The 19,599-nt window shown below is 48.8% G+C and carries 14 protein-coding genes and 3 pseudogenes; 4 read left to right on the top strand and 13 right to left on the bottom strand.

Annotated elements, in window-relative coordinates:
* Positions 1–123: 123 nt before the first annotated feature.
* The 3 genes and pseudogenes from ACFQ0F_RS01845 to ACFQ0F_RS01835 form a co-directional block, all read right to left on the bottom strand.
* Entirely contained in the window at positions 124–1,785 is a 1,662-nt protein-coding gene (locus ACFQ0F_RS01845) for an OmpP1/FadL family transporter (protein ID WP_379068462.1), read from the bottom strand.
* Between the two features lie 1,682 nt (positions 1,786–3,467).
* Positions 3,468–4,088, bottom strand: a complete 621-nt coding sequence (locus tag ACFQ0F_RS01840; RefSeq protein WP_220375720.1) for a TetR/AcrR family transcriptional regulator — start codon at positions 4,086–4,088, stop codon at positions 3,468–3,470.
* Between the two features lie 231 nt (positions 4,089–4,319).
* A pseudogene (locus ACFQ0F_RS01835) lies at positions 4,320–4,977 on the bottom strand (IS3 family transposase); the annotation flags it as partial.
* Positions 4,978–5,044: 67 nt separating this feature from the next.
* On the opposite strand from ACFQ0F_RS01835, the pseudogene ACFQ0F_RS01830 reads away from it, so the two are divergent.
* The 3 genes and pseudogenes from ACFQ0F_RS01830 to ACFQ0F_RS01820 all read left to right on the top strand — a co-directional run.
* Positions 5,045–5,420, top strand: a pseudogene (locus ACFQ0F_RS01830) (transposase); the annotation flags it as partial.
* 793 nt (positions 5,421–6,213) lie between these two features.
* Entirely contained in the window at positions 6,214–6,708 is a 495-nt protein-coding gene (locus tag ACFQ0F_RS01825) for a PaaI family thioesterase (RefSeq protein ID WP_116208069.1), read from the top strand.
* A gap of 2 nt (positions 6,709–6,710) precedes the next feature.
* Positions 6,711–7,175 carry a PaaI family thioesterase gene (locus tag ACFQ0F_RS01820; protein ID WP_116208068.1) on the top strand — a complete coding sequence of 155 codons (465 nt, stop codon included), beginning with the start codon at positions 6,711–6,713 and terminating at the stop codon, positions 7,173–7,175.
* Between the two features lie 151 nt (positions 7,176–7,326).
* Here ACFQ0F_RS01820 and ACFQ0F_RS01815 read toward each other — a convergent pair whose 3' ends face one another.
* The 10 genes and pseudogenes from ACFQ0F_RS01815 to ACFQ0F_RS01770 form a co-directional block, all read right to left on the bottom strand.
* Entirely contained in the window at positions 7,327–7,521 is a 195-nt protein-coding gene (locus tag ACFQ0F_RS01815) for a hypothetical protein (protein ID WP_147300269.1), read from the bottom strand.
* Positions 7,522–8,002: 481 nt separating this feature from the next.
* Complete coding sequence (locus tag ACFQ0F_RS01810) at positions 8,003–9,100, bottom strand: acyl-CoA dehydrogenase family protein (RefSeq protein ID WP_116208067.1); 1,098 nt, start codon at positions 9,098–9,100, stop codon at positions 8,003–8,005.
* A gap of 9 nt (positions 9,101–9,109) precedes the next feature.
* Positions 9,110–10,270: an acyl-CoA dehydrogenase family protein gene (locus ACFQ0F_RS01805; RefSeq protein WP_116208066.1), complete on the bottom strand. Its 1,161-nt coding sequence runs from the start codon at positions 10,268–10,270 to the stop codon at positions 9,110–9,112.
* A gap of 44 nt (positions 10,271–10,314) precedes the next feature.
* Positions 10,315–11,865, bottom strand: coding sequence for a long-chain-fatty-acid--CoA ligase (locus tag ACFQ0F_RS01800; RefSeq protein ID WP_116208065.1), 1,551 nt, complete (start codon positions 11,863–11,865; stop codon positions 10,315–10,317).
* Between the two features lie 189 nt (positions 11,866–12,054).
* Positions 12,055–13,074, bottom strand: coding sequence for a BtrH N-terminal domain-containing protein (locus ACFQ0F_RS01795; RefSeq protein ID WP_245953022.1), 1,020 nt, complete (start codon positions 13,072–13,074; stop codon positions 12,055–12,057).
* A complete protein-coding gene (locus ACFQ0F_RS01790) occupies positions 13,074–13,943 on the bottom strand; it encodes a metal-dependent hydrolase (RefSeq protein ID WP_116208064.1) in 870 nt (289 codons plus the stop codon). Before ACFQ0F_RS01790 ends, ACFQ0F_RS01795 begins: the two co-directional genes overlap by 1 nt.
* Positions 13,944–14,313: 370 nt before the next feature.
* Positions 14,314–14,523 (bottom strand): annotated as a pseudogene (locus tag ACFQ0F_RS01785) (DDE-type integrase/transposase/recombinase); the annotation flags it as partial.
* Positions 14,524–14,907: 384 nt separating this feature from the next.
* The gene (locus tag ACFQ0F_RS01780; RefSeq protein ID WP_116208175.1) at positions 14,908–16,545 is read right to left on the bottom strand and encodes a GMC family oxidoreductase; all 1,638 of its coding nucleotides are present in this window, start codon (positions 16,543–16,545) and stop codon (positions 14,908–14,910) included.
* Between the two features lie 17 nt (positions 16,546–16,562).
* Complete coding sequence (locus ACFQ0F_RS01775) at positions 16,563–17,975, bottom strand: cytochrome P450 (RefSeq protein WP_449304923.1); 1,413 nt, start codon at positions 17,973–17,975, stop codon at positions 16,563–16,565.
* A gap of 14 nt (positions 17,976–17,989) precedes the next feature.
* The gene (locus tag ACFQ0F_RS01770) at positions 17,990–18,310 is read right to left on the bottom strand and encodes a 2Fe-2S iron-sulfur cluster-binding protein (protein WP_116208173.1); all 321 of its coding nucleotides are present in this window, start codon (positions 18,308–18,310) and stop codon (positions 17,990–17,992) included.
* Positions 18,311–18,436: 126 nt separating this feature from the next.
* On the opposite strand from ACFQ0F_RS01770, the gene ACFQ0F_RS01765 reads away from it, so the two are divergent.
* Positions 18,437–19,498 carry an AraC family transcriptional regulator gene (locus ACFQ0F_RS01765; protein ID WP_379068453.1) on the top strand — a complete coding sequence of 354 codons (1,062 nt, stop codon included), beginning with the start codon at positions 18,437–18,439 and terminating at the stop codon, positions 19,496–19,498.
* The last annotated feature ends 101 nt before the right edge of the window (positions 19,499–19,599 follow it).

The following is a 19,599-nucleotide window of genomic DNA, read 5'->3' as shown; positions in this document are numbered from 1 at the left end:
TGGCCAACGTAGGTTAAAGGAAAAACTCACCAGCACCCAAAGGCTAGTATAAATAGCAGCCCCATTGAAAGTGTTAAAGTTTTCCCCATTGCACTTGGTTATAAGTACCGACGTGAAAAATAGTCAATACTTAGAATTTATTTGCAAGCTTAAAATATTAGCATAGGTATCATAGAACTTTCCCCGAAAGGTGCCGCCAATACCAGTGCATGGCCCGGCATCCCCCTCTGGCCGATCATACCTACAGTTATTTCTATACTCAGACTCAGAGTCCGCAAAGGCAAGCAAGCTATATGCACCATCAACAGAGATATTATCGTTAATCTTATGGTTAAAACCAAATGATATCATATACCTATCACTCTCTGGTAGCGCAGGATGCCTAGACTCTTTTGATGGAATTGGCGTCTTATCAAACTGAATACCAGTTTTAAAAGTTGTCATGCTATCGTAATGATAATTTAAACCCAATGAGGTCTTATAAGAGTCGCGCCACTTCAGGGGTATCTTAGCATCACTGAGCACAACACTGTCACCATTTGAATCCTTCTGAACAGCAAACCCAACAGACAATTCACGCATAACAGAAGACTTTATAAACGTATAATCGAACATAATATCAAATTTATCACTTATTTCATTAAAATATGAAAGAGAGACTCTAGCAGGAATATTAAAAATAGCCTTTGTCGTAGTGTCCGGCAACAAATAGTCACTCAAGAAATTCCCTAAGTCAGGATCGCCTCCATTATTCAACAAACTAACAATTGTTGTACCTATAACTGGCCTAGCCTTTAGCCTCTCTGTACTCCATTCAGATTGACCTCTTAGATTAACTTCAACGGCTGAGCGAAAAGACAATCCAAGTCTAGACCGATCATTAAACCCATACATATAGCCAGCATTATAGCCAAATCCATACCCATACATCTCAATCAAACCAGATGCAGTACTTGAAGGGTCAACAACAACGTCAGCCAGTGGCGATGATAAAGCATCTATGGCCGACCCAGGCAATACGTCACCAACATTAATTCCACATACTGAATTTATGACCAATTTAATATTACACACAGAATTTATTATACTTTGAACCTCAGGCGTCACAGTCAATGTGTTTGCATTTAAATTATTCAATGCCTTTGATAAGAGGTATGGCTGTAGCCCTTTCGCATCCAGCTGTGTACTATATCTTAAGTGGCCACCCACTAGAGACACCCCGAAGCCGATGCTGTGCTTATCATCAAACCTCATCGAAATAGATGGATTAATATTCACAAGCTCCAGTGCAATAGCATCAACTTGATAAGCGCCGGACCAATCACTTTTATAATTAATATTTCCGCCGCCTGGAGAGAATATACCAATACCAAGAGTGATATTATCATTATATTGAGTCGTGTAGAATATTGAACCTAAGGCAAGTATTTTTGGCCAAAAACTCCCTGCGGCTCCAGCTGCATAAGGATCAACCCCGTCAGGCCCCAATTGTCTCCCCTCATCACTACTACTATCAAATGGCTCCGGTGTCCCCGTAGACCCCCTATCTTCGACTTTCCCTCTGAATGCTAAAAGTGTCCCACTAATGGAAAGCTGTCGGCCCCGAAGATAACTCATGCCTGCCGGATTATAGTATAGCACTGCAGCATCAGCTGCCTCCGCTCCGTTCGAGTTTGAGGTGCCCTGCTGTGATGCAGAAATCGCAGGCAAGTCGATACCACCAGCCCTAGCAAAACTCGAAAATATTACGACTATATAACAACTACATATCAACAGGAGTCTCATGTTAACTCTCTTTTTAATATTTTGGTTGGTCAATCAACCAAAATATTAGCCTGCACTCTGTATGTCAATAGACAAATGCATTCTTACAAGAAAAACCTCCTATCTAGCAGAAACTCATTTACTTCTTGCCAACAACTTAGACTGATTGGCTGTCAAAGTTCTGCAAAACTGTACTGCGCAACCATCTCAAACCTGTCGACTCTACAAATCATCGATGTTTAATTGGGACTTCGCCCAAGCCAAGCGTATTGATTAATCACAAGTCCGGTGACTACTTGTGCTCCGCACAAATGCTGCATGTAAAGCCACACAAACACATAAGCAAAGAAGCGTGCCATCAGCCATTAGGTCGCCAGCTGTAGCAAATCATATGTGGCTCATGAATGGCTTTTTTATCTCATAACCGAGGTCGGGGTCATAAAAGCCTCACCTCGTTGATAATGCAACAAATGCAGCCTTACCATACAGGAGAGGTAGGTCGGTGCTCAGCTACTCACTTGAGTCCTTGATCTCATATCGCCACAACGCGGCCATCGCTGAGATATCGGCAAGTCGCTGATCTAAGAGCTTGAACGAGGCGTCAAGTTGCTTCTTGTCGTGCTAAAGAACCCTAATCAGAATGCCTATATTAAGCAATTAAATGGGCGCTTCCGGAATGAGCATTGATTAACGACCGTGACCCACGTCCAAGGTCCAAGGTCCAAGGTCCAAGGTCCAAGGTCCAAGGTCCAAGGTCCAAGGTCCAAGGTCCAAGGTCCAAGGTCGCTATCGAAGCTTGGCAGCGGGAACACAACGCTAAGCAACCTAAGAAAACACTAGCGGCATATCGCCTTAGCATATGCCTCGGACCTGAAGAAAGCTTGCCTATTCAATTCGGACTATGAAGCAGGGGTTACTGTGCACGAAGAGAAGTCGGCGTAGCGATAATATTATAACAACAGCCCGACTACATCGAACACTATACTGACTATTTTCAGGCAGCTATGAGTTTATTTTTTAGTTATTGCGCCTGAGAAAGGACTTTTAAAAAATCACTGCACTTTAACTACCAGTAAGCATCAGGCACAATAACTTACTCAAAATATTATTAATGCAAATACCACCCAAGGTGGCGTATGATTAAATCAGCAAGATGGAGATATGACGCTTATTGCCAGAAAGTACTTTGATTTCAGTCGACTAGTGGGGAAGCACAGCCCAGTCAATATGCCGCATGACAGACATCGTAAAGTATAAACATGTGGCATCGTGCTCGAGAAACGAGGCCAACCCACAAACGGAATGGATGCCAACGTAACGTACATGATAATAATAAAAGCCATGACATTTTCTGACCTAATGCTTTTACGAGCCTTAGTTCCGCTAACGCTAGTATAGAATCATCGCAAAGACACCGCCTCTAGGTACGCTAGCGCATTACACTCCCAGCCTGCTCCGTTGCGAATGGCGACGAAAACAAGCTATCCTGAAAAAATCACTACTTATCTACTTTAACAGCGTGATAGAAGCTTATTGGTCAAAGTTACTATATCAAGAAGAAGGGGCAAACGCTAAGCTAGCACAGCGGCGAATTGAGCAACCCCTTAATTGATAGGTAAAGTTAAACAATGGAACGCCTGCAACAGTGCAGAGCCTCTTTGCTCATACGAACGAGTTAATTATATTATATAGATTTAGAGCACTCATTTTATACTAGTTTCGCTTGGCACCACGAACGCACTATTAATAACCAGCCAGACAAAGTCACCGATATCCTCTAACGAATAACGTCCATTTTCATTAAACCAAGTGGCAACCCAATTTAATGCACCAAGGCCAATGAGACGCAATAAGTTCAAGTCTACATCTTTGCGAATAGCGCCGTGCTGTGCTAGTAACGATAACATTGCAGCCCAAAGGGCCTCGTAACGATCGCGCAACTCAATCATTTCTTTACGTGCATCTCCTCGAAGCGCGCGCCATTCAAAAAGCAGCACATAAACCATATCGGAACCAGTGACCAACATTTTCAGATGAGCATTGATACCTCTGCGCAATTGCTCTACAGGATCACTAACGTTTACACAAGCCTCTGTTACTGCCAGGGCAGCACGCTCTAAACCCAAGCGCATAAGGTCGACTAAAATAGCTTCTTTTGTATGATAGCGGTAATGCAAACTACCTGGAAGCATATTACAAGCCTTCGCAACCTCTTTAACAGTCGTTCGCTCATATCCTTGATCTCTGAAAAGACGAGCAGCAGAGGTTAGCACTGCCTCTCGGCCTAACTGATCAATAATTTTAGTAGGTCGCCTTTTATTCACGTAATCCCCTTATTTTAGCTTTTTGAACTTTATCAGATATCTATCAAGCAAGGATAGTCACTCACCATAACCCTTGCCTCAACTGACATCTTTTTCCTCAGTCGGCGCACATTATGACAGAGGCTTTCACGAATAAACTAAGCCGAAATCACTGCAAGCCCTCAGTGGGCAGTCATACAGTGACCAAAATGTCGATAGCTGCAACTGCCTATATAACCTTATATAAATATTTCACGGAAAAGTCTCCGCCTTTACAGGCGCCGGACCGAGTATCGATCTGTAGTGGTCAACTAATCTCGGACACAGTTTTAAGTTTTCTTCCGCCACTGCCGGTGCCAAACCAGCATTAAACTGGTGCGGCCTGACCCAGTTGTAACGCTCCATCAAGCAACTCACATCTTGCATCGCTTCTCGCCGAGTCATGTAGCCAACACTCGGCACTCATTCAGTTTTCAAACTTCTAAACAGCCGCTCCATTGGCGCATTATCCCAGCAATTTCCACGACGACCCATGCTTTGCTGAATTTGATAGCGCCATAGGCGCTGACGGAACCGGCGACTGCAATATTGGCTGCCTTGATCCGAGTGAAGCATCACACCCTCACTGCTCAACGGCCATGTCCAGCGCCTTAATCAATAAGTCAGCATCGGGGTGCTCAGAGAGCGCACAGCCAACAACGCGGCGAGTATATAAGTCCAATACAACAGCCAAATAGCACCTGCGACCCTGAGCCCACAAGTAAGTGATGTCGCCGCACCAGACTTAGTTCGGCGACAAGACGGCGAACTCACGATTCAGCATATTCGGTATATCTGATCGCTTAATCGTTGCCTGTATCTTAATCGTTGCCTGTATATAGGCATGCTTGCCAGGCTGTTTACTAATTATGTAATTCCCCCAGAAATTAATCAGATTCAGAAGTAGAATTTCTCCCAATGCTTTGAGGAAGTTCTACATGCGCACATCTCGATACTCCGATAGCCAAATCATGGCGATTTTGAAGCAAGCTGAGGCCGGCACGCCGGTTCCGGACTTATGCCGTGAACATGGCATGAGCTCTGCGTCGTTTTATAAGTGGCGCGCTAAGTTTGGCGGCATGGATGCGTCGCTGATGTCTCGACTCAATGAGCTTGAGGATGAAAATAGACGACTCAAAAAGATGTATGCCGATGTGCAGCTGCAAGCGGATGTTCTTAAGGAAGCCATCACAAAAAATAGTGAGGCCGTCTCGCAGACGCGAGATGGCCCAACGTGCGGCGGCGACCAAAGGCTTGAGTATCCGGCAGGCCTGCGCTGCCTTTGCCATCAGCCAGGCCTGCTACCGCTACCAACCGCTGTGCCGACCAGTCTCAACGACATGTGGTCTATGGATTTCATGCATGATCAGCTGAGCGATAAGCGAACCGCAAGGCATGAATGGCTGGGCCAATACATGCTTACTGATTTAGCAGAAATGCAGGATCACGCAACGCGCTAGCTCTGGACATATAACCATGATCACCAGAATATGGGCCTGGGTGGCATCACCCCGAAAGTTGGTCCAAATGGCCTAGCCTCTGCTTCTGAGTCCCGTTAAAAATGGGGGGATTACCTCATCACAGGATACTGCCATCAAACGCAAGCGACAATTCATTTTCTTAGGAGTTTCGATTCAAGAGCAAAGCTTGTGAAAACTGGTCGCCAATACTCTTTATTCGACCGAATTACCTAAGCTAGCATAGCACCCCAAACGTAGCAGCAATGCTGAAGCAGTACGTCCGGCCCGCAATAGCAATCCTTACATCAACATGGATAGCTACCTAAAGAAACTCCAAATATACCACCTTAGGCAATAGTGCAAATCGAGATGATCTGGAGTCAATTTGGTTGAATGACCAAATATTGGTATAGTATGGTCGAACCCTTAGTGCTGTATGCGGAGGAGGACTCGCTCTGTCCCCTCACAATCTGATCACGTGGCACAAATCATGACTACATACGACTTCATAATTGTTGGCGTAGGTTCGGCAGGTTGCGTACTCGCCAATCGACGTAACAAAAGTGCCGCGTACAAGGTACGCCTTATTGGGGCAGGGTCGCCCGATAAGAGCATGCTCATCCTCTTTTACCATTCAGAAGCCAATCATGAATTTATTTACCCCATCAGATAGCGACTCCTATCAAATCCTGCCCTCTGCTATCAAAGCAGCGAAACAATTCTCAGATAACGTACCCCACAACCGTGATCTCGGCATGTTGGTAGAGTCACTGGGAGACTCATCTGCCATCATGCGACTTCCCTACCGTGACTTGCTGATTGGGGATTCTGAAAGAGGTTGGGTTTACAGTAGCGTTCTCTACAGCCTGGCAGATGCCACATCCGGCATGGCTGTGTTTTGCGCACTGAATGAACTCACATCAATTGCGACACTGGATTTGCGCATCGACTATCTGCGCCCAACACTGGCTGGGCACGACCTAATTGCCCATGCCATTTGCTATCGCTTAGCTCGCCAGGTCGCCTTCACCCGTTGCACATTACGACTAGAAGGTAGCAATGAGGTCTGCGCCATTGCTACCGGCACTTTTTATTGCGGTAAACGCACCGGCACCCACACTATCAGCACAATCGAGGATTAATCATGCAGGAAAAGCATATCACAGCGATGATTGAGGCCGTTATTGCCGGTCAGTATCAGTCCTTGCTGGACTCTATTCCCTATATCAACCATCTTGGCATCCGCGTGGAAAGTCCCACAGATAATACATCCGCGCCCCTGCACTTTCACCTGCCCTTTCGCGCGGAAATCATCGGCAACCCCATGCTGCCTGCTCTGCATGGCGGTGTTGTAGGCGCCCTTATGGAAACAGCTGGACTCATTCAAGTTATTGTATCCGAGCGTCAGCCACGCCTCCCTAAGGTTATTGACTTTTCAGTGGACTACTTGCGCTCAGCACGGACAAAGGATTGCTGGGCTACTTGTGATGTAGCTCGCATGGGCAGCCGCGTCGCCGCCATCAGTGTGCGTTGCTGGCAGGAGAGTGAATCCCGCCCGATTGCAACCGCACGCGCGCACTTACTACTGGTTGATGATAAGACGGCATGAGCGCGCAGTTAAGTGGCCGCTCAGTGCTGCCATGGACCGTGCGCGAATCAACAAAGAAGACCTGCACGCCCGCGTACCTAGTGAGCGCGACATGAAACTCATCTCTTTACCTCCAGTCACAAGTCAGTGTAATGCGGGCTCCCTTATACGATTAACCACTTTCATCAATGCCGCTGGCAGAAGACATGTAAGTCAATATAAGGTAGTGCATGTTGCGCTCCAGCAGCACCACAGATGATTTGTTGCCTGCACCTTTAATCAGACAGCATCCTAATGAACCGGCACTAAACGACTCTATACTCTCGATGGGCGCTCGTGAATCATCAGCATGTTGAGGATTTGTCACGCCAATCTTCGCCTGCTAAGCGCAGCTTATAGCCCATTATCTCACGCAGTAATTCGCCCTTGGGCATGGTGTAGCCGCAGAATAAATGACGTCGTGGATACTGTCTGATCAGGATACAACGCCCTAAGCTTGCTATTGATTTGCTATGACGATCAGCGAAGTAGCAACATCTTCTCACCTATGCCACAGAATTAGGAGTAGAGAGCGAGCTTACGCTCTCGTCGTCATTCGTACTTGCTTACCCGCCTGAATCACCTCGTAGCAAAACTAAGCATTGCGGGCAATCTCACAAATAATCGTACTGAGCAAGTGGCTTAGAAATAATACAACGTGTGTCAGGTATGGTGCCGAGCATGATGAAGGCATGTCCTTCAGATAAACATCATTAACAAGCTACTGCGTCGCCACCATCAAATATTCATTTGCTGCAAATGTCGTGATCAAGCTCCATGAGCTCCTAGAACGGGACTTATCACACTCGCTAATTTCTCAATTCGGCAAAACCTTTAACAAGATGCGCTCGATCGCCGTGTGTCAGAGACCCGTGTGTAATTAGCCGGAAGTAGTGGCCGACATCAAGCTCCTCGGTAACACCAATGCCGCCGTGAATCTGAATCGCCTGTTGCGCGATACGTACTGCCTTATCTGCATAATAGGCCTTAGCCGCAAGGCTAGCGCGTTGACGCTGAAAATCATCAGTAGACTCTGCCTTAATAGCCACCATCAGCAGCATCGACTCGAGCTGCTGAAGATCGATGAACATATCCACCAGATAGTGTTGAATAACTTGAAAGCTACCTATCGTTACGCCAAACTGCTTACGTATTTTGGCATACTCCAATGTGCGCTGATACAGAGCGCTGGCAGCGCCATACATGCGAGCGCAATCCAGCGCTCTCAAATAGGCCAGCAAACGGCCGAGTGCCTCTTCAACCACTTCACCACGGGCAATTATCATCTCATCCGTGATGACGACGTCTTCGAACAATACGTTGACCATGCGACTACCATCCAGCGCCCGATACCGCTGCGTCTCGCAAAGTTTGAGCGGCACAGCACATAATACCAGTTCACTTCCATTTAGTGCCGTCACCAGCAAGATGTCGGCATGTCCTCCATCAGGAACAAAGTGCTTCTGCCCTGACAGCCGCACGCCGTTGAAGTTCAGCGAAGGCGTCAGCACTTGATAACCGGCTTGGAAATCATATAGCGCGCAGGCAAGCCTCGCCTGCCCGTTAATCAGCTGTGTCAGCATGGTTGATGCAGCATCGGAGCCGATGAATTCAAGCAATTTACCGGGCGCGACTACCACATCGACATAGGGGTCGAGGCAGAGTGCTGCACCCAACTCCCTCACAATCATTGCCACATCCAACAAATCACCACCGTAGCCACCGGAAGACTCAGCAAAAGGCAAACCGAACCAGCCAAGCTCTTGCATCAGCGACCAGCGTGGGCTCTGAAGGTGGTCAGCCTGTTCGAGTTGTTGTCTGTAGGCATCAAAACTGTAGTTATTCTTAAGATACCGACGGGCAGTATCCGCGATAAGGGTCGTATTTTCCGGAAGAGTAAATTCCATCGTCGTGCCTCAAAGACCAAGTAACATTTTTGCCAGCACATTCTTCTGAATCTCGTTAGATCCTCCGTAAATTGTACAGGCTCGCAGAAAGTTGTAACGACGCGTGGCGCGATTGAAAATATCGCTGCCCACTGTTTTCTGGTTATCCCAAGTAAGTGACATCATGCCACCCAGCTCGACCATCGCCTGCGACACCTTCTGTTGAAACTCGGTGCCTTTGATTTTCAAGCCCGAAGACTCTGGGCCAAAGGGTTGACCTTCGTCGGTCGCTGCAACGGTACGAAAATTGGTGTACTCCAGTGCCATCAATTCGATTTCCAACTCGGCGATACGTTGCCATGCTTGACTTTTATCATAGCTGCATGGCGATTCGGCAACAGCCCTCTTCAATCGTGCAATTTCGTGACGGCTGTCCGCTACACCGGCGATGGTTGTACGCTCGTGGGTAAGCAAGTACTTGGCGATGGTCCAACCCATCCCTTCCTGCCCTACTAGATTATTAAGCGGCACCCGAACGTCTGTGAAATAGACTTCGTTAAGGTGGTGATGGCCATCGATCGAGTAGATCGGTCTTACTTCGATGCCGGGAGTTTTCATATCAATCAGCAGAAATGAAATTCCTTGCTGCTGTTTGACTGCCGGATCGGTTCTGACCAAACAGAACATCATGTCCGCCCAGTGCGCCTGAGTAGTCCAAACTTTCTGGCCATTGACCAAATAATGATCGTCTTTGCGTTCGGCGCGAGTCTTCAGGGAGGCCAGATCCGAGCCGGCATTGGGCTCGGAGTAGCCCTGGCACCATAGGAGCTCCCCACTGACAATACCGGGCAACCAGCGATCCTTCTGTTCCTGAGAGCCGAAGGTATACAACACAGGCCCCACCATCGCTACGCCAAACGGACTGGTTGGAGGAGCGCCAACCATGGCTCGCTCTAGATCAAAAATATACCTTTGTGTCGCCGTCCAACCTGGCCCGCCATACTGTTTTGGCCAAGTCAGTGCCAGCCAGCCTTGTTTGCCGAGCAGCTGCTCCCACTTTTGCTGCTGCTCCTTGGCAGGCATTTCACCAAGCGCGGAACATCGTCTGATGTCTTCCGTGACATGGGCACCCATCCAGTCACGAATGGATTGCTGAAACTCCAACTCTTCCCGAGTAAATTCAAGATTCACGGTATACCCCCCACCGATTATTCATTTTCACGGTGTACAATCGCTCAGTTGACTGCACGATCCCTACCTTCCCAGTAGGGCTGCCGCAGTTCGTTTTTGAGAATTTTGCCCGCGCCGCTCACCGGCAAAGGTTCTGCGCGAAACTCGATGCTGCGCGGCAGTTTGTATCCGGCAATCCGAGCTCGGCAATGAGCGACTAGTTCTTCCTCATTGAGCGAATACCCTTGCTTCAAAAGGATAATCGCATGAACCAGCTCACCCCATTCATGATGAGGAATGCCGACTACAGCGCACTCCTGAACCGCTGGGTGGCTGTAGATAGCACCTTCGACTTCCACCGAAAAAATATTCTCTCCTCCACTAATGATCATGTCTTTGGCACGGTCGACAATGAAGACAAAACCATCGTCATCCATGTAGCCGAGATCACCTGTATGCAACCAGCCATTACGAAGCGTTTCCTCGGTCTCCCGTATCATGCCCCAATAACCCAGCATGACATTTTGCCCCCTAGCACAGACCTCTCCGACTTCACCACGTAGCAACTCCACATCATCCTTGTCCATCACCGCAACCTCGACGCCTAAAGCCGCCCTGCCAGCACTACGCAGTTTATCCCCACCCAGCACGTGGTATTCGGGCGGTAAGGCGGTGATAATCGGCGACGCCTCGGTCTGCCCGTAACCCTGAGCAAAAGAGGCACCGGGCATCTGCGCCATGGCAGCGTCAAGTACAGCACCGGGCATCGGCGACGCACCGTAGAGCATGCGCCTGAGGCTGCTGACATCGAAAGCCTTTATGCGACCGGACGATACCAAAAGATTGATCATTGTCGGCACCAGCAGGGTATGAGTAACTTTCTCCTGCTGGATGAAACCCAGAACCTGCTCGACATCGAAGCGAGGAACAATCCCATGGGTACCCGCGGCCAGCGTCACGGCAAAGGTACTAGCCATATCGGCGAGGTGAAACATGGGGGCTGCATGCATATAGATGGAGTCTTGCGTATAGCCCAACTCCGGCACTACGTTCAGTGCATTGAATACAAGGTTATCATGACTAAGCATCACGCCTTTTGACCGTCCGGTCGTACCGCCGGTATAGAAAAGGCCTGCCAGTTGCGCGCCGCCCTTGCTCACATCCGCTATGGGCTGATGCCGCTCCATCAGAGTTTCATAGGCGATGCAACCTTGCGGCAACTGCCCTTCCCCCATGAACACCACATGCCTCACGCTTTCAAGCAACGTGCGAAGACTAGGTAGCATTGTGCTGAACACATCATCGATGAACAGAACTGACGACCCTGAGTCATTTAGGGTATAGGCAATCTCCGGCAACGCGAGGCGGTGATTGACCGGGTTCAGCACTGCCCCCGCCCAGGGGACTGCGTAAAAATACTCCAGATAGCGGTCAGAATTGAGCGAAAGGATAGCGACACGATCGCCCTCAACAACACCTAATGAACAAACGCCTGCTGCCAAACGCGCCACCCTATTCTCAAATTCGCGCCAAGTCTGCCTCCTGCACGCGTAAATCGTGGCCACACCGTTCGGATTCAGCTGAACCGCCCGACGTAATGTCTGGGTAATAAACATAAAGACGTCCTTATTAATCTACAAATAGTTAATATTTAGCGCGTACAGTAAACAATCCAGTCGAGACATATATTTCATATAGGAAAACACCAACAGAGGCCGCAATAAGGAGCTACACACTAATTAAGCTAGGCACAATTCGCCGCAATGGATTACCTTTTCCTGGTGACTTCTACAGTAAAATCCGAACTAAAATCTGCTTATTACCTGATGCACATACTGCGTTTCATGCAACTTGACGCGAATAATTGCAGCCTCAATTTCTCGAATTGGAAATACATCCGACTCCGACGCCATTTTCAGCAACGCTGCAAGCTCAGACCACGCCGTTGCAGAGCACTGCATCAGCCCCACAAGATTCGCAGTATGCACTGCCGGCAGCATCACGCCGGCCTCTAGTAGAAAATCAACATACATAGCCCTGAAGCCAGCGCCGCCGGTGCCACGCTTCTCAATAACCTGATAGGCAAAGCGCAATAGCCAGCGCCAATTTTCCTCCGCTCGCCAGCGAGGCAACAACTCAATCCAAGTATCTAGTGCCGAAAGACCACTATTGCGGTTACCCTCAGCGAGCGCGCGAGCATTGGCGATAATAGCTGCCCTCACCTGCTCAGCACTGACTGTCACCTTCAACGAACGCGGAGCAAACAGGTTGCCATAATGAACGAATGGTGGAGACGTTGAAAAACGAGCATCGGCAAGACTGGCTGCTGGAACAGATATTAACTCGGGGCGCTCGGTATCACTGACCAGCACTTCATCGCGCGCCTCATTCAGCTGCCAAGCAACTATGGCATGGCCTGGGAAATGAGTGCTGCTCCCGAAGTAAGGCAAGTGGTAAATGTCAGTGAGCAGCAGCGCCGGCACCCCATCACGCAGAGCCTCATGCAGGTCTGCGGTGGCCGCCTGCTTGTCCGTATAGCTCGACCAAGCAAATGGCACTCCCAGAGTGCTAAAGACACTTTCCTCAAAACCCATTGAGCGCACATGGACAATGAAGGGCGTGGCCGAGTCCGGAATCTCCACATAGGTAATGCCCAAGCCGGCACCCAGCCCGAAGCAGAAGGCCTCTGTGAGATCAAGACCATGAAACTCCAGCAGGTCACGAATTGCCGAGCTGCCACAGTGCCAACCCGGTCTGTGGCAGTGTTGTATCTGGCGGGTAGAACCGGTAGCGCCCAACATTTCCCCCGCTCCGACAAACTGCATCAGGCCACCCGCTCCAAGTACGCAGTCTCGTAAACTGCAGCCGATGCCTGCATGGGATCACCATGACGAGCATACTCCCCCAGCCAAGCAGCAACTTTCTCGGGCATACCGGAGTCCCAAGGATGAAAACCGGGTCGGAACCAGGCCATAAACTCCGGCAACATGCGGGTAAGAATACCTTGGCGACCGTACAGGCGATTCAGTCCACGCAAAATCACCATAGGCTGACGGGTTACACCATCCAGCTTGAGCATATTCCAGAATACTGGAGCCACCACAAGATGAACCATCAGGGTCGCGACCACCAAAGCCGATGCTCGGGTTACATAACCACCGCCTGCCGCAACCTGATAAAGATCGTAAGCTACAGCTTTGTGCTCAACTTCCTCAACACCATGCCAGAGAAACAGGGCTCGCATTACTGGATCCGCCTCCCGAAACATATCGGTCTCCTCCTTGAGCATGGCTTCACCTAAGGTCGCAGTGAAATGCTCAAACGCGGCTGTCATGGCCAGCTGGTATTTCTTTGGCAGATACTTTTGCGTGACTTTAATAAAGCGTCGCAAATTAACCGTGACCTCCTGTACATCTACTCCTTGCCCAGCCATGACCTGATTGAAACGATCATGGACGATACCATGCTGGCCCTCCTGCCGGATAAAATGGCGAATATCCTCGCGCAAGCGCTCACTGCCAGCCTGATCCTGAAAGTGGCGAACTGACTCAATAAAAAATCGCTCCCCCTCAGGAAAGTGCACGGATAGCGCATCAAAAAAACGTGTCAGAACTGGGTCTCCGCCATTCCAGTGTCGGGGCACGTTAGTTACATCAAAGACAACTTTCCGCGGCTGAATAGTTATCGCACTCATGTGACTCTCCATAACAAGCTTGAGAAGGCGGCAGAACCTCAAGTCGCCCGTATTCTCATATAGTATTGGTCGACCAACCAAATGTCAATTTTTTAGATCACGCTTATATCGCAATCTTTATAACAGGGTATTTTCGTACCTAACTTCATATAGATCCTATCTGCTAGGTACTAACAAGTTAACTTTTAGACTCAGCAATAGTTTTCCTTCAAACCTCTGCGCGACTACAGCTCTACAAGTTGCGCTGTAGTCCTAGTCGATAATAATCTACTGGGATCAGATGCCTTCCAAGCTTCAATAAGCTCGATACTGCAGCATGAGTTTATATAAATTGCTGAGCCTGACTCAGCGACTTGAATCGCTGCATGCCTCACATCCGAAATCGAGTCGATTCATGTGATCGCTCAGCTCTATTGTTCACATACTTAGTCGTGCCGTGATGAAAAATGGGCATTAACTTTTGTGGGGCAACCTTATAGCCGGCCAACTTATCAGTAACTATAATTAGTGGTGAGCAAGCATAACTACTTAACAGACGCTTGAAGAATTGCTTAGCAGCTGCACCATTGCGCCTACCCTGAACATAGACACTATCTACTACTCCGTCCTAATCAACGGCTCGCCACAATTAGTACTGCTCGCCTTTTGTCTTGATAAATACCTCATCAAGACAAAAGGCATCGCCGAACCCACAGCGCCTTCGCTCGGGTTACGGGTGAAGGCGGGTTTGAATTTTATGCACCACAAACGATAGCCTCGTAACTGGCAGAGGCTCCCTTCTTTGCCAGCAAGTCGTCAATATCACGAAAGCTCAAATTAAAGCGGTAGTAGACTCAGACTACATAGTTGATGAATAGACGAAAGCGATGCCGCTTTTAGGTGCTCACCCACAAGCTATCTCAACCGGTGAGTAAGCTTGTCACTAGCAGTAGCTTAACAGCGGTCAATGACCCGCACATGCCACTCAGCCGCCAGTATTTTTGGCATCTTCGAGAATCATGACCGCTCCCTTCTCACCGATCATCGTGGCAGGTTGATTGGTGTTGCCCCCAACCAAGGTTGGCATGATGGAAGCGTCGACCACTCGCAAGCCCTGTAGTCCATGGACTCGCAAACGCGGGTCTACCACCGCCATTGCATCCACCCCCATCTTGCAAGTACCCACAGGGTGATAGGCCGACTCACCGCTAGTCCTCACCCATTCAGCCAGATCATCATCACTCCTCAACGCAGACCCAGGCGAAATCTCGACATCATGGTGCGACTCGAGCGCTTGCTGAGCTAAGATCTTGCGCACCAGATGAACGCCACGAACCAACTGCTCAACGTCGGCAGTCTCAGCCATATAGTTAGGGTCGATCAGCGGTGCCTGGAGCGGGTCTGCGCTGTGTAAACCAACGCGACCACGCGATAATGGCCTAAGCCCGTAAATCATGACGATATAGCCATAACCACTCATCGCCGTCTTAAAGTCCCGGCCATGATCAGCGTACAACATAGGGCCGAAGTGCAATTGCAGGTCGGGTATGGACTCCTCAGGGCGAGAGCGGATAAACCCGCCGGCCTCGGCACCGTTGCTTGTCAGTACACCGCGCCGCCCGGTCAAATATTGCAGTAGCGCCCGCATTCCCTTGAGCCAGTAGCTGGGATGCATGGAGATACCAAGGCGGCTGAGGGCTCTAACACGCATGAATACATCAATATGATCTTGCAGGTTCTGTCCAACACCCTCTAGCGCATGCCGTATTTCGATGCCGTGCCGAGACAACTCGTCGCGCGGGCCGATTCCAGATAGCATAAGTAGTTGCGGAGAGTTAAAGGCACCTCCGCAAAGAATCACCTCGCGGCCGGCACGAACCTGTACCATCCCTGTCGAACACTGATACTCAACACCGGCTGCTCGGGAACACTCAAGCAACACACGCGTAACATGCGCCTCACTACGAATAGTTAAATTACTACGAGCTGCGGCAGGCTCGAGATAAGCTCGCGCATTACTGCATCGCTCGCCATCCTTCTGATAGGTATAGTAAAAGCCTACGCCCTCCTGCTCTCTGCCGTTGAAATCCTCATTATGCCGATACCCCGCCTGCTTCGCAGCCTCAACAAACACCCTACTAAGCGGGTTTGTATAGCGACGCTCTGCAACATTAAGCGGACCAGCTCTACCATGATATGCAACATTGCTCGAGTTCGACTTCGGCTCGAAATGCTCAGATCTGCGAAAATATGGCAGTACATCAGCATACGACCATCCATCGCATCCTAGCCTAGCCCACTCATCATAGTCCCATGCATGTCCGCGAATATAAACCTGAGCATTGATAGCACTGGAACCTCCGAGCATCTTACCTCGAGGTTGAAACAACGCTCGGCCATACATGTGTCTCTGCGGCTCAGTGTTAAACTGCCAATTGAAACGACGACTGAACATTAGCTGCAGAAAGCCCAGCGGCATGCTTACAAAAGGATTTTTTCTGCTCTCGGGTCCAGCCTCCAGTAATAACACTGAATAACGACCACACTCAGAGAGTCGATTAGCAAGGACGCACCCAGCTGAGCCAGCGCCTACAACCACATAGTCGAATTGTTCAGGCGTCATCTTGATCTGACTGATCATTAACTTTTTGCCGTCAGTTTAACCATCAACGTGGAGTAGCCGCGCACAAAGTTAGACTGCACACGCTCCGGCTCACCGACAACCTCAATATTATCAAAACGCTTGAGCAGCTCCTCCCACAGAATACGCAGCTGCAATTCGGCTAGACGGTTACCCATGCAACGATGAATACCGTAACCAAAAGAAATATGATTGCGCGCGTCCTTTCGATCAATAATAAGTTGTTCAGGATTTTCAAATTTACGTTCGTCCCGATTCCCTGATGCATACCACATCACCACGCGATCGCCCTTCTTGATAGTTTGACCACGCAGCTCCACATCCTTCGTAGCAACCCGGCGCATATTTGCAAGTGGAGTTTGCCAGCGAATGATTTCAGAGACCATATTTGGTATCAGCTCTGGATTCGCCTTTAATTTAGCGAACTCTTCAGGGAACTGATTTAAGGCCAGCACACCGCCACTCATGGAATTACGAGTAGTGTCATTACCACCAACAATAAGTAAGGCTAAATTCCCAATAAACTCCATTGGACGATTAATTAAATCCTTTGTTTCTTCGTTACTCTGCAGCATGCTAATTAAATCAAAGCTGGGTTTTTCGCCGGCAGCACGGCGCACTTCTTTGTCGCGCCAAAGCCTAGAAAAAGACCACGCCATTTCAGCAGCAGCATCAAACATGTTATCTTCATCGGTATATTCACCACCGGTCGCCGATGATGCGCCAGACAATCGATCCGACCAGTCTACTAACTTGTGACGCTCCTCATAAGGGAAGTCAAGCAGCGTAGCAAGCATACGCCCCGTCAGCTCTTTCGATACGGTAGGAACCCAATTGAAAGGCTCGCCTAGAGGCAAACTGTCGAGCACCTCGCAGGCGCGACTGCGGATCAACCCTTCCATTTCCTTCAAGTTCTGCGGCGCTACCACACCTTGAACTACCCGACGTTGCACATCATGCTTGGGCGGATCCATGGCGATAAACATTTCTACCGATAGCCCTTCTGGGGGATCACCCAAAACAATTTGTGGCTCGGAAGAAAAAAGCTCGTAATTTTTGTCTACGAACAAAATATCTTCATAGCGCGTCACCGACCAAAATGGACCGAACTGACTATTTTTCTGATAGTGCACTGGAGCTTCATCACGAAGTCGCTTGAAATAAGCATCCGACTGACCTTGTCGATACAAGAAAGGGTTGCTGGTGTCGATGTCCTCGATCGCCAAGCTGTCAACGTCAGGCAAAGTCGCTTCGACAAAATTTACTTGAGGGCGCGACGAACCTAGGGCCTTCTTCTTAACCTTCATTAATATCTTCAGAGCCTTAATCTGCAGATGCATAGGCACTAATTTGGATGTGACATTTATCACTTTTGTTTGAATTGCATCTTGTGTACTTGAGTTCGATGACATGGTGACCTCCGCGCTCACATTTGAAATTCTGGCAACTTAATAATTAAACCGTCCATATCCTCAGAGGTTTTGACCTGGCAACCCAGCCGCGATGTCCTAGCTCGCTCTGGAGTCATCGAAAGCATCTGCTCCTCAGCATCGTTGACAGCCCCTGTCTTTCCGAACCACTCATCTGCAATAACCATGTGACAGGTACCGCAAGCGCACTCCCCACCACAATCTCCATCAATACCGGGAACAGCATTATCTAAGGCAATTTGCATCAGCGTTGTTCCAGCCTCAAACTCTGCGACATGTCTGGTGTTGTCACGCTCAATAAAGATTATTTTGCTCACTGCTACTCTCTTAACCATATGTTGTTTGAGGCTTAGCTTGTCGGTAACCCGATGTGCAAGCGAGGACATTTCTTGACATAACAGGGACATTTCAAGACAATTTAGGGAATTTTCTGAGAAGAGCTTATGGCTATAAAGCCACCGCAGAGAGGAAATCAAACCTCCGAAGCCGACATTCAATCAAGTTACTCGCGACTGATCGCTCGTGAACTTGGCTTATCAGCACGGCAATTGCCAAAGCTGCTATGCGGAACAGGTCTCAACGTTAAACAGTTTCTAATTGAGGACAGCCTCCTCTCCGTACATCAGCAGATCCTAATTCTACGAAATGCACTAACGCTATCTGAAAGATCTGGATTTGGACTCCGACTTGGTTCGCGACTAACCCCTGCAACGCACGGTGTAGTCGGCGTGGTCGCTTACAGCAGCCCAGACCTTCTCTCCGCACTACAAGCGTTTCAAGCATTCCTTCCCACGCGAGCAAGCTTTATTGAATTACACTTACATCAGATTGACGATCGTCTTGAGTGCATAGCTAGCTTTCAGGTACAGCTTGATGAAGATATTGAAAGGTGCCTAGCGGAGGCAGTCATCAAATCATTTTTCGAAATTGGCGAGTTCATCGTAGGTAGCCCTTTATATGAGACAGATGTCTATTTTCGCCATCCCCCACCCCCGTATCAGGATTTCTACTCGGACTATTTGCCGGGATCGATTCATTTTGGTTGCGCTCAATTAAAGCTTACTTTCCCAATGGCATTGTGCAGAGTAGCAAACGCCTCAGCCAATAATGAAAACTATCGCCTAGCATTTAAGCAGTGCGAGCTCATGCTTGCGCGACTTCAAAACCATAAACCGAACTATCAGACACTAGTCAAAAAATTAATGCTTTCACACCCTGCTGGAGCTCTATGCGAAGAAGAAGCCGCTGCAGCCTTATTCATGGGAAAACGCACTCTTTCGCGTAAACTTAAAGAGGAAAATAGTAGTTTTCGGCAAGTACGAGACGAAATTTTATCCCGACGGGCAGCTACCTATTTACGTGATACTCAACTGTCCGTAGAGGCTATCGCTTTGCTGCTTGGCTATCACGATACTGCAAGTTTCAGACGAGCCTTCAAACGCTGGTTTGTTATGCCTCCCGTCCAATACAGAAAATGCAACGGTACTGACAAGTTAACTTCTTAGCTCAGCAATAGTTGACCTTTACGCCTTTAAGCAACCACTGCTCTCCACACTGCGAACGTAGCTGTCCTACTGCGTCGATAATGACTAGCTGAAGTTAGGTG

Source organism: Paraperlucidibaca wandonensis (assembly GCF_042677145.1).
GTDB classification, from domain to species: Bacteria; Pseudomonadota; Gammaproteobacteria; order Pseudomonadales; family Moraxellaceae; genus Perlucidibaca; species Perlucidibaca wandonensis.
This window is presented reverse-complemented; position numbering and strand designations above follow the sequence as displayed.

What these genes read in the sequence shown, in the direction of transcription:
- ACFQ0F_RS01800 (WP_116208065.1), bottom strand. Translation starts at nt 11,865, where the DNA reads ATGTTTATTACCCAGACATTACGTCGGGCGGTTCAGCTGAATCCGAAC.
- ACFQ0F_RS01795 (WP_245953022.1), bottom strand. Translation starts at nt 13,074, where the DNA reads ATGCAGTTTGTCGGAGCGGGGGAAATGTTGGGCGCTACCGGTTCTACC.
- ACFQ0F_RS01820 (WP_116208068.1), top strand. Translation starts at nt 6,711, where the DNA reads ATGCAGGAAAAGCATATCACAGCGATGATTGAGGCCGTTATTGCCGGT.
- ACFQ0F_RS01825 (WP_116208069.1), top strand. Translation starts at nt 6,214, where the DNA reads ATGAATTTATTTACCCCATCAGATAGCGACTCCTATCAAATCCTGCCC.
- ACFQ0F_RS01765 (WP_379068453.1), top strand. Translation starts at nt 18,437, where the DNA reads ATGGCTATAAAGCCACCGCAGAGAGGAAATCAAACCTCCGAAGCCGAC.
- ACFQ0F_RS01810 (WP_116208067.1), bottom strand. Translation starts at nt 9,100, where the DNA reads ATGGAATTTACTCTTCCGGAAAATACGACCCTTATCGCGGATACTGCC.
- ACFQ0F_RS01775 (WP_449304923.1), bottom strand. Translation starts at nt 17,975, where the DNA reads ATGTCATCGAACTCAAGTACACAAGATGCAATTCAAACAAAAGTGATA.
- ACFQ0F_RS01780 (WP_116208175.1), bottom strand. Translation starts at nt 16,545, where the DNA reads ATGACGCCTGAACAATTCGACTATGTGGTTGTAGGCGCTGGCTCAGCT.
- ACFQ0F_RS01845 (WP_379068462.1), bottom strand. Translation starts at nt 1,785, where the DNA reads ATGAGACTCCTGTTGATATGTAGTTGTTATATAGTCGTAATATTTTCG.
- ACFQ0F_RS01790 (WP_116208064.1), bottom strand. Translation starts at nt 13,943, where the DNA reads ATGAGTGCGATAACTATTCAGCCGCGGAAAGTTGTCTTTGATGTAACT.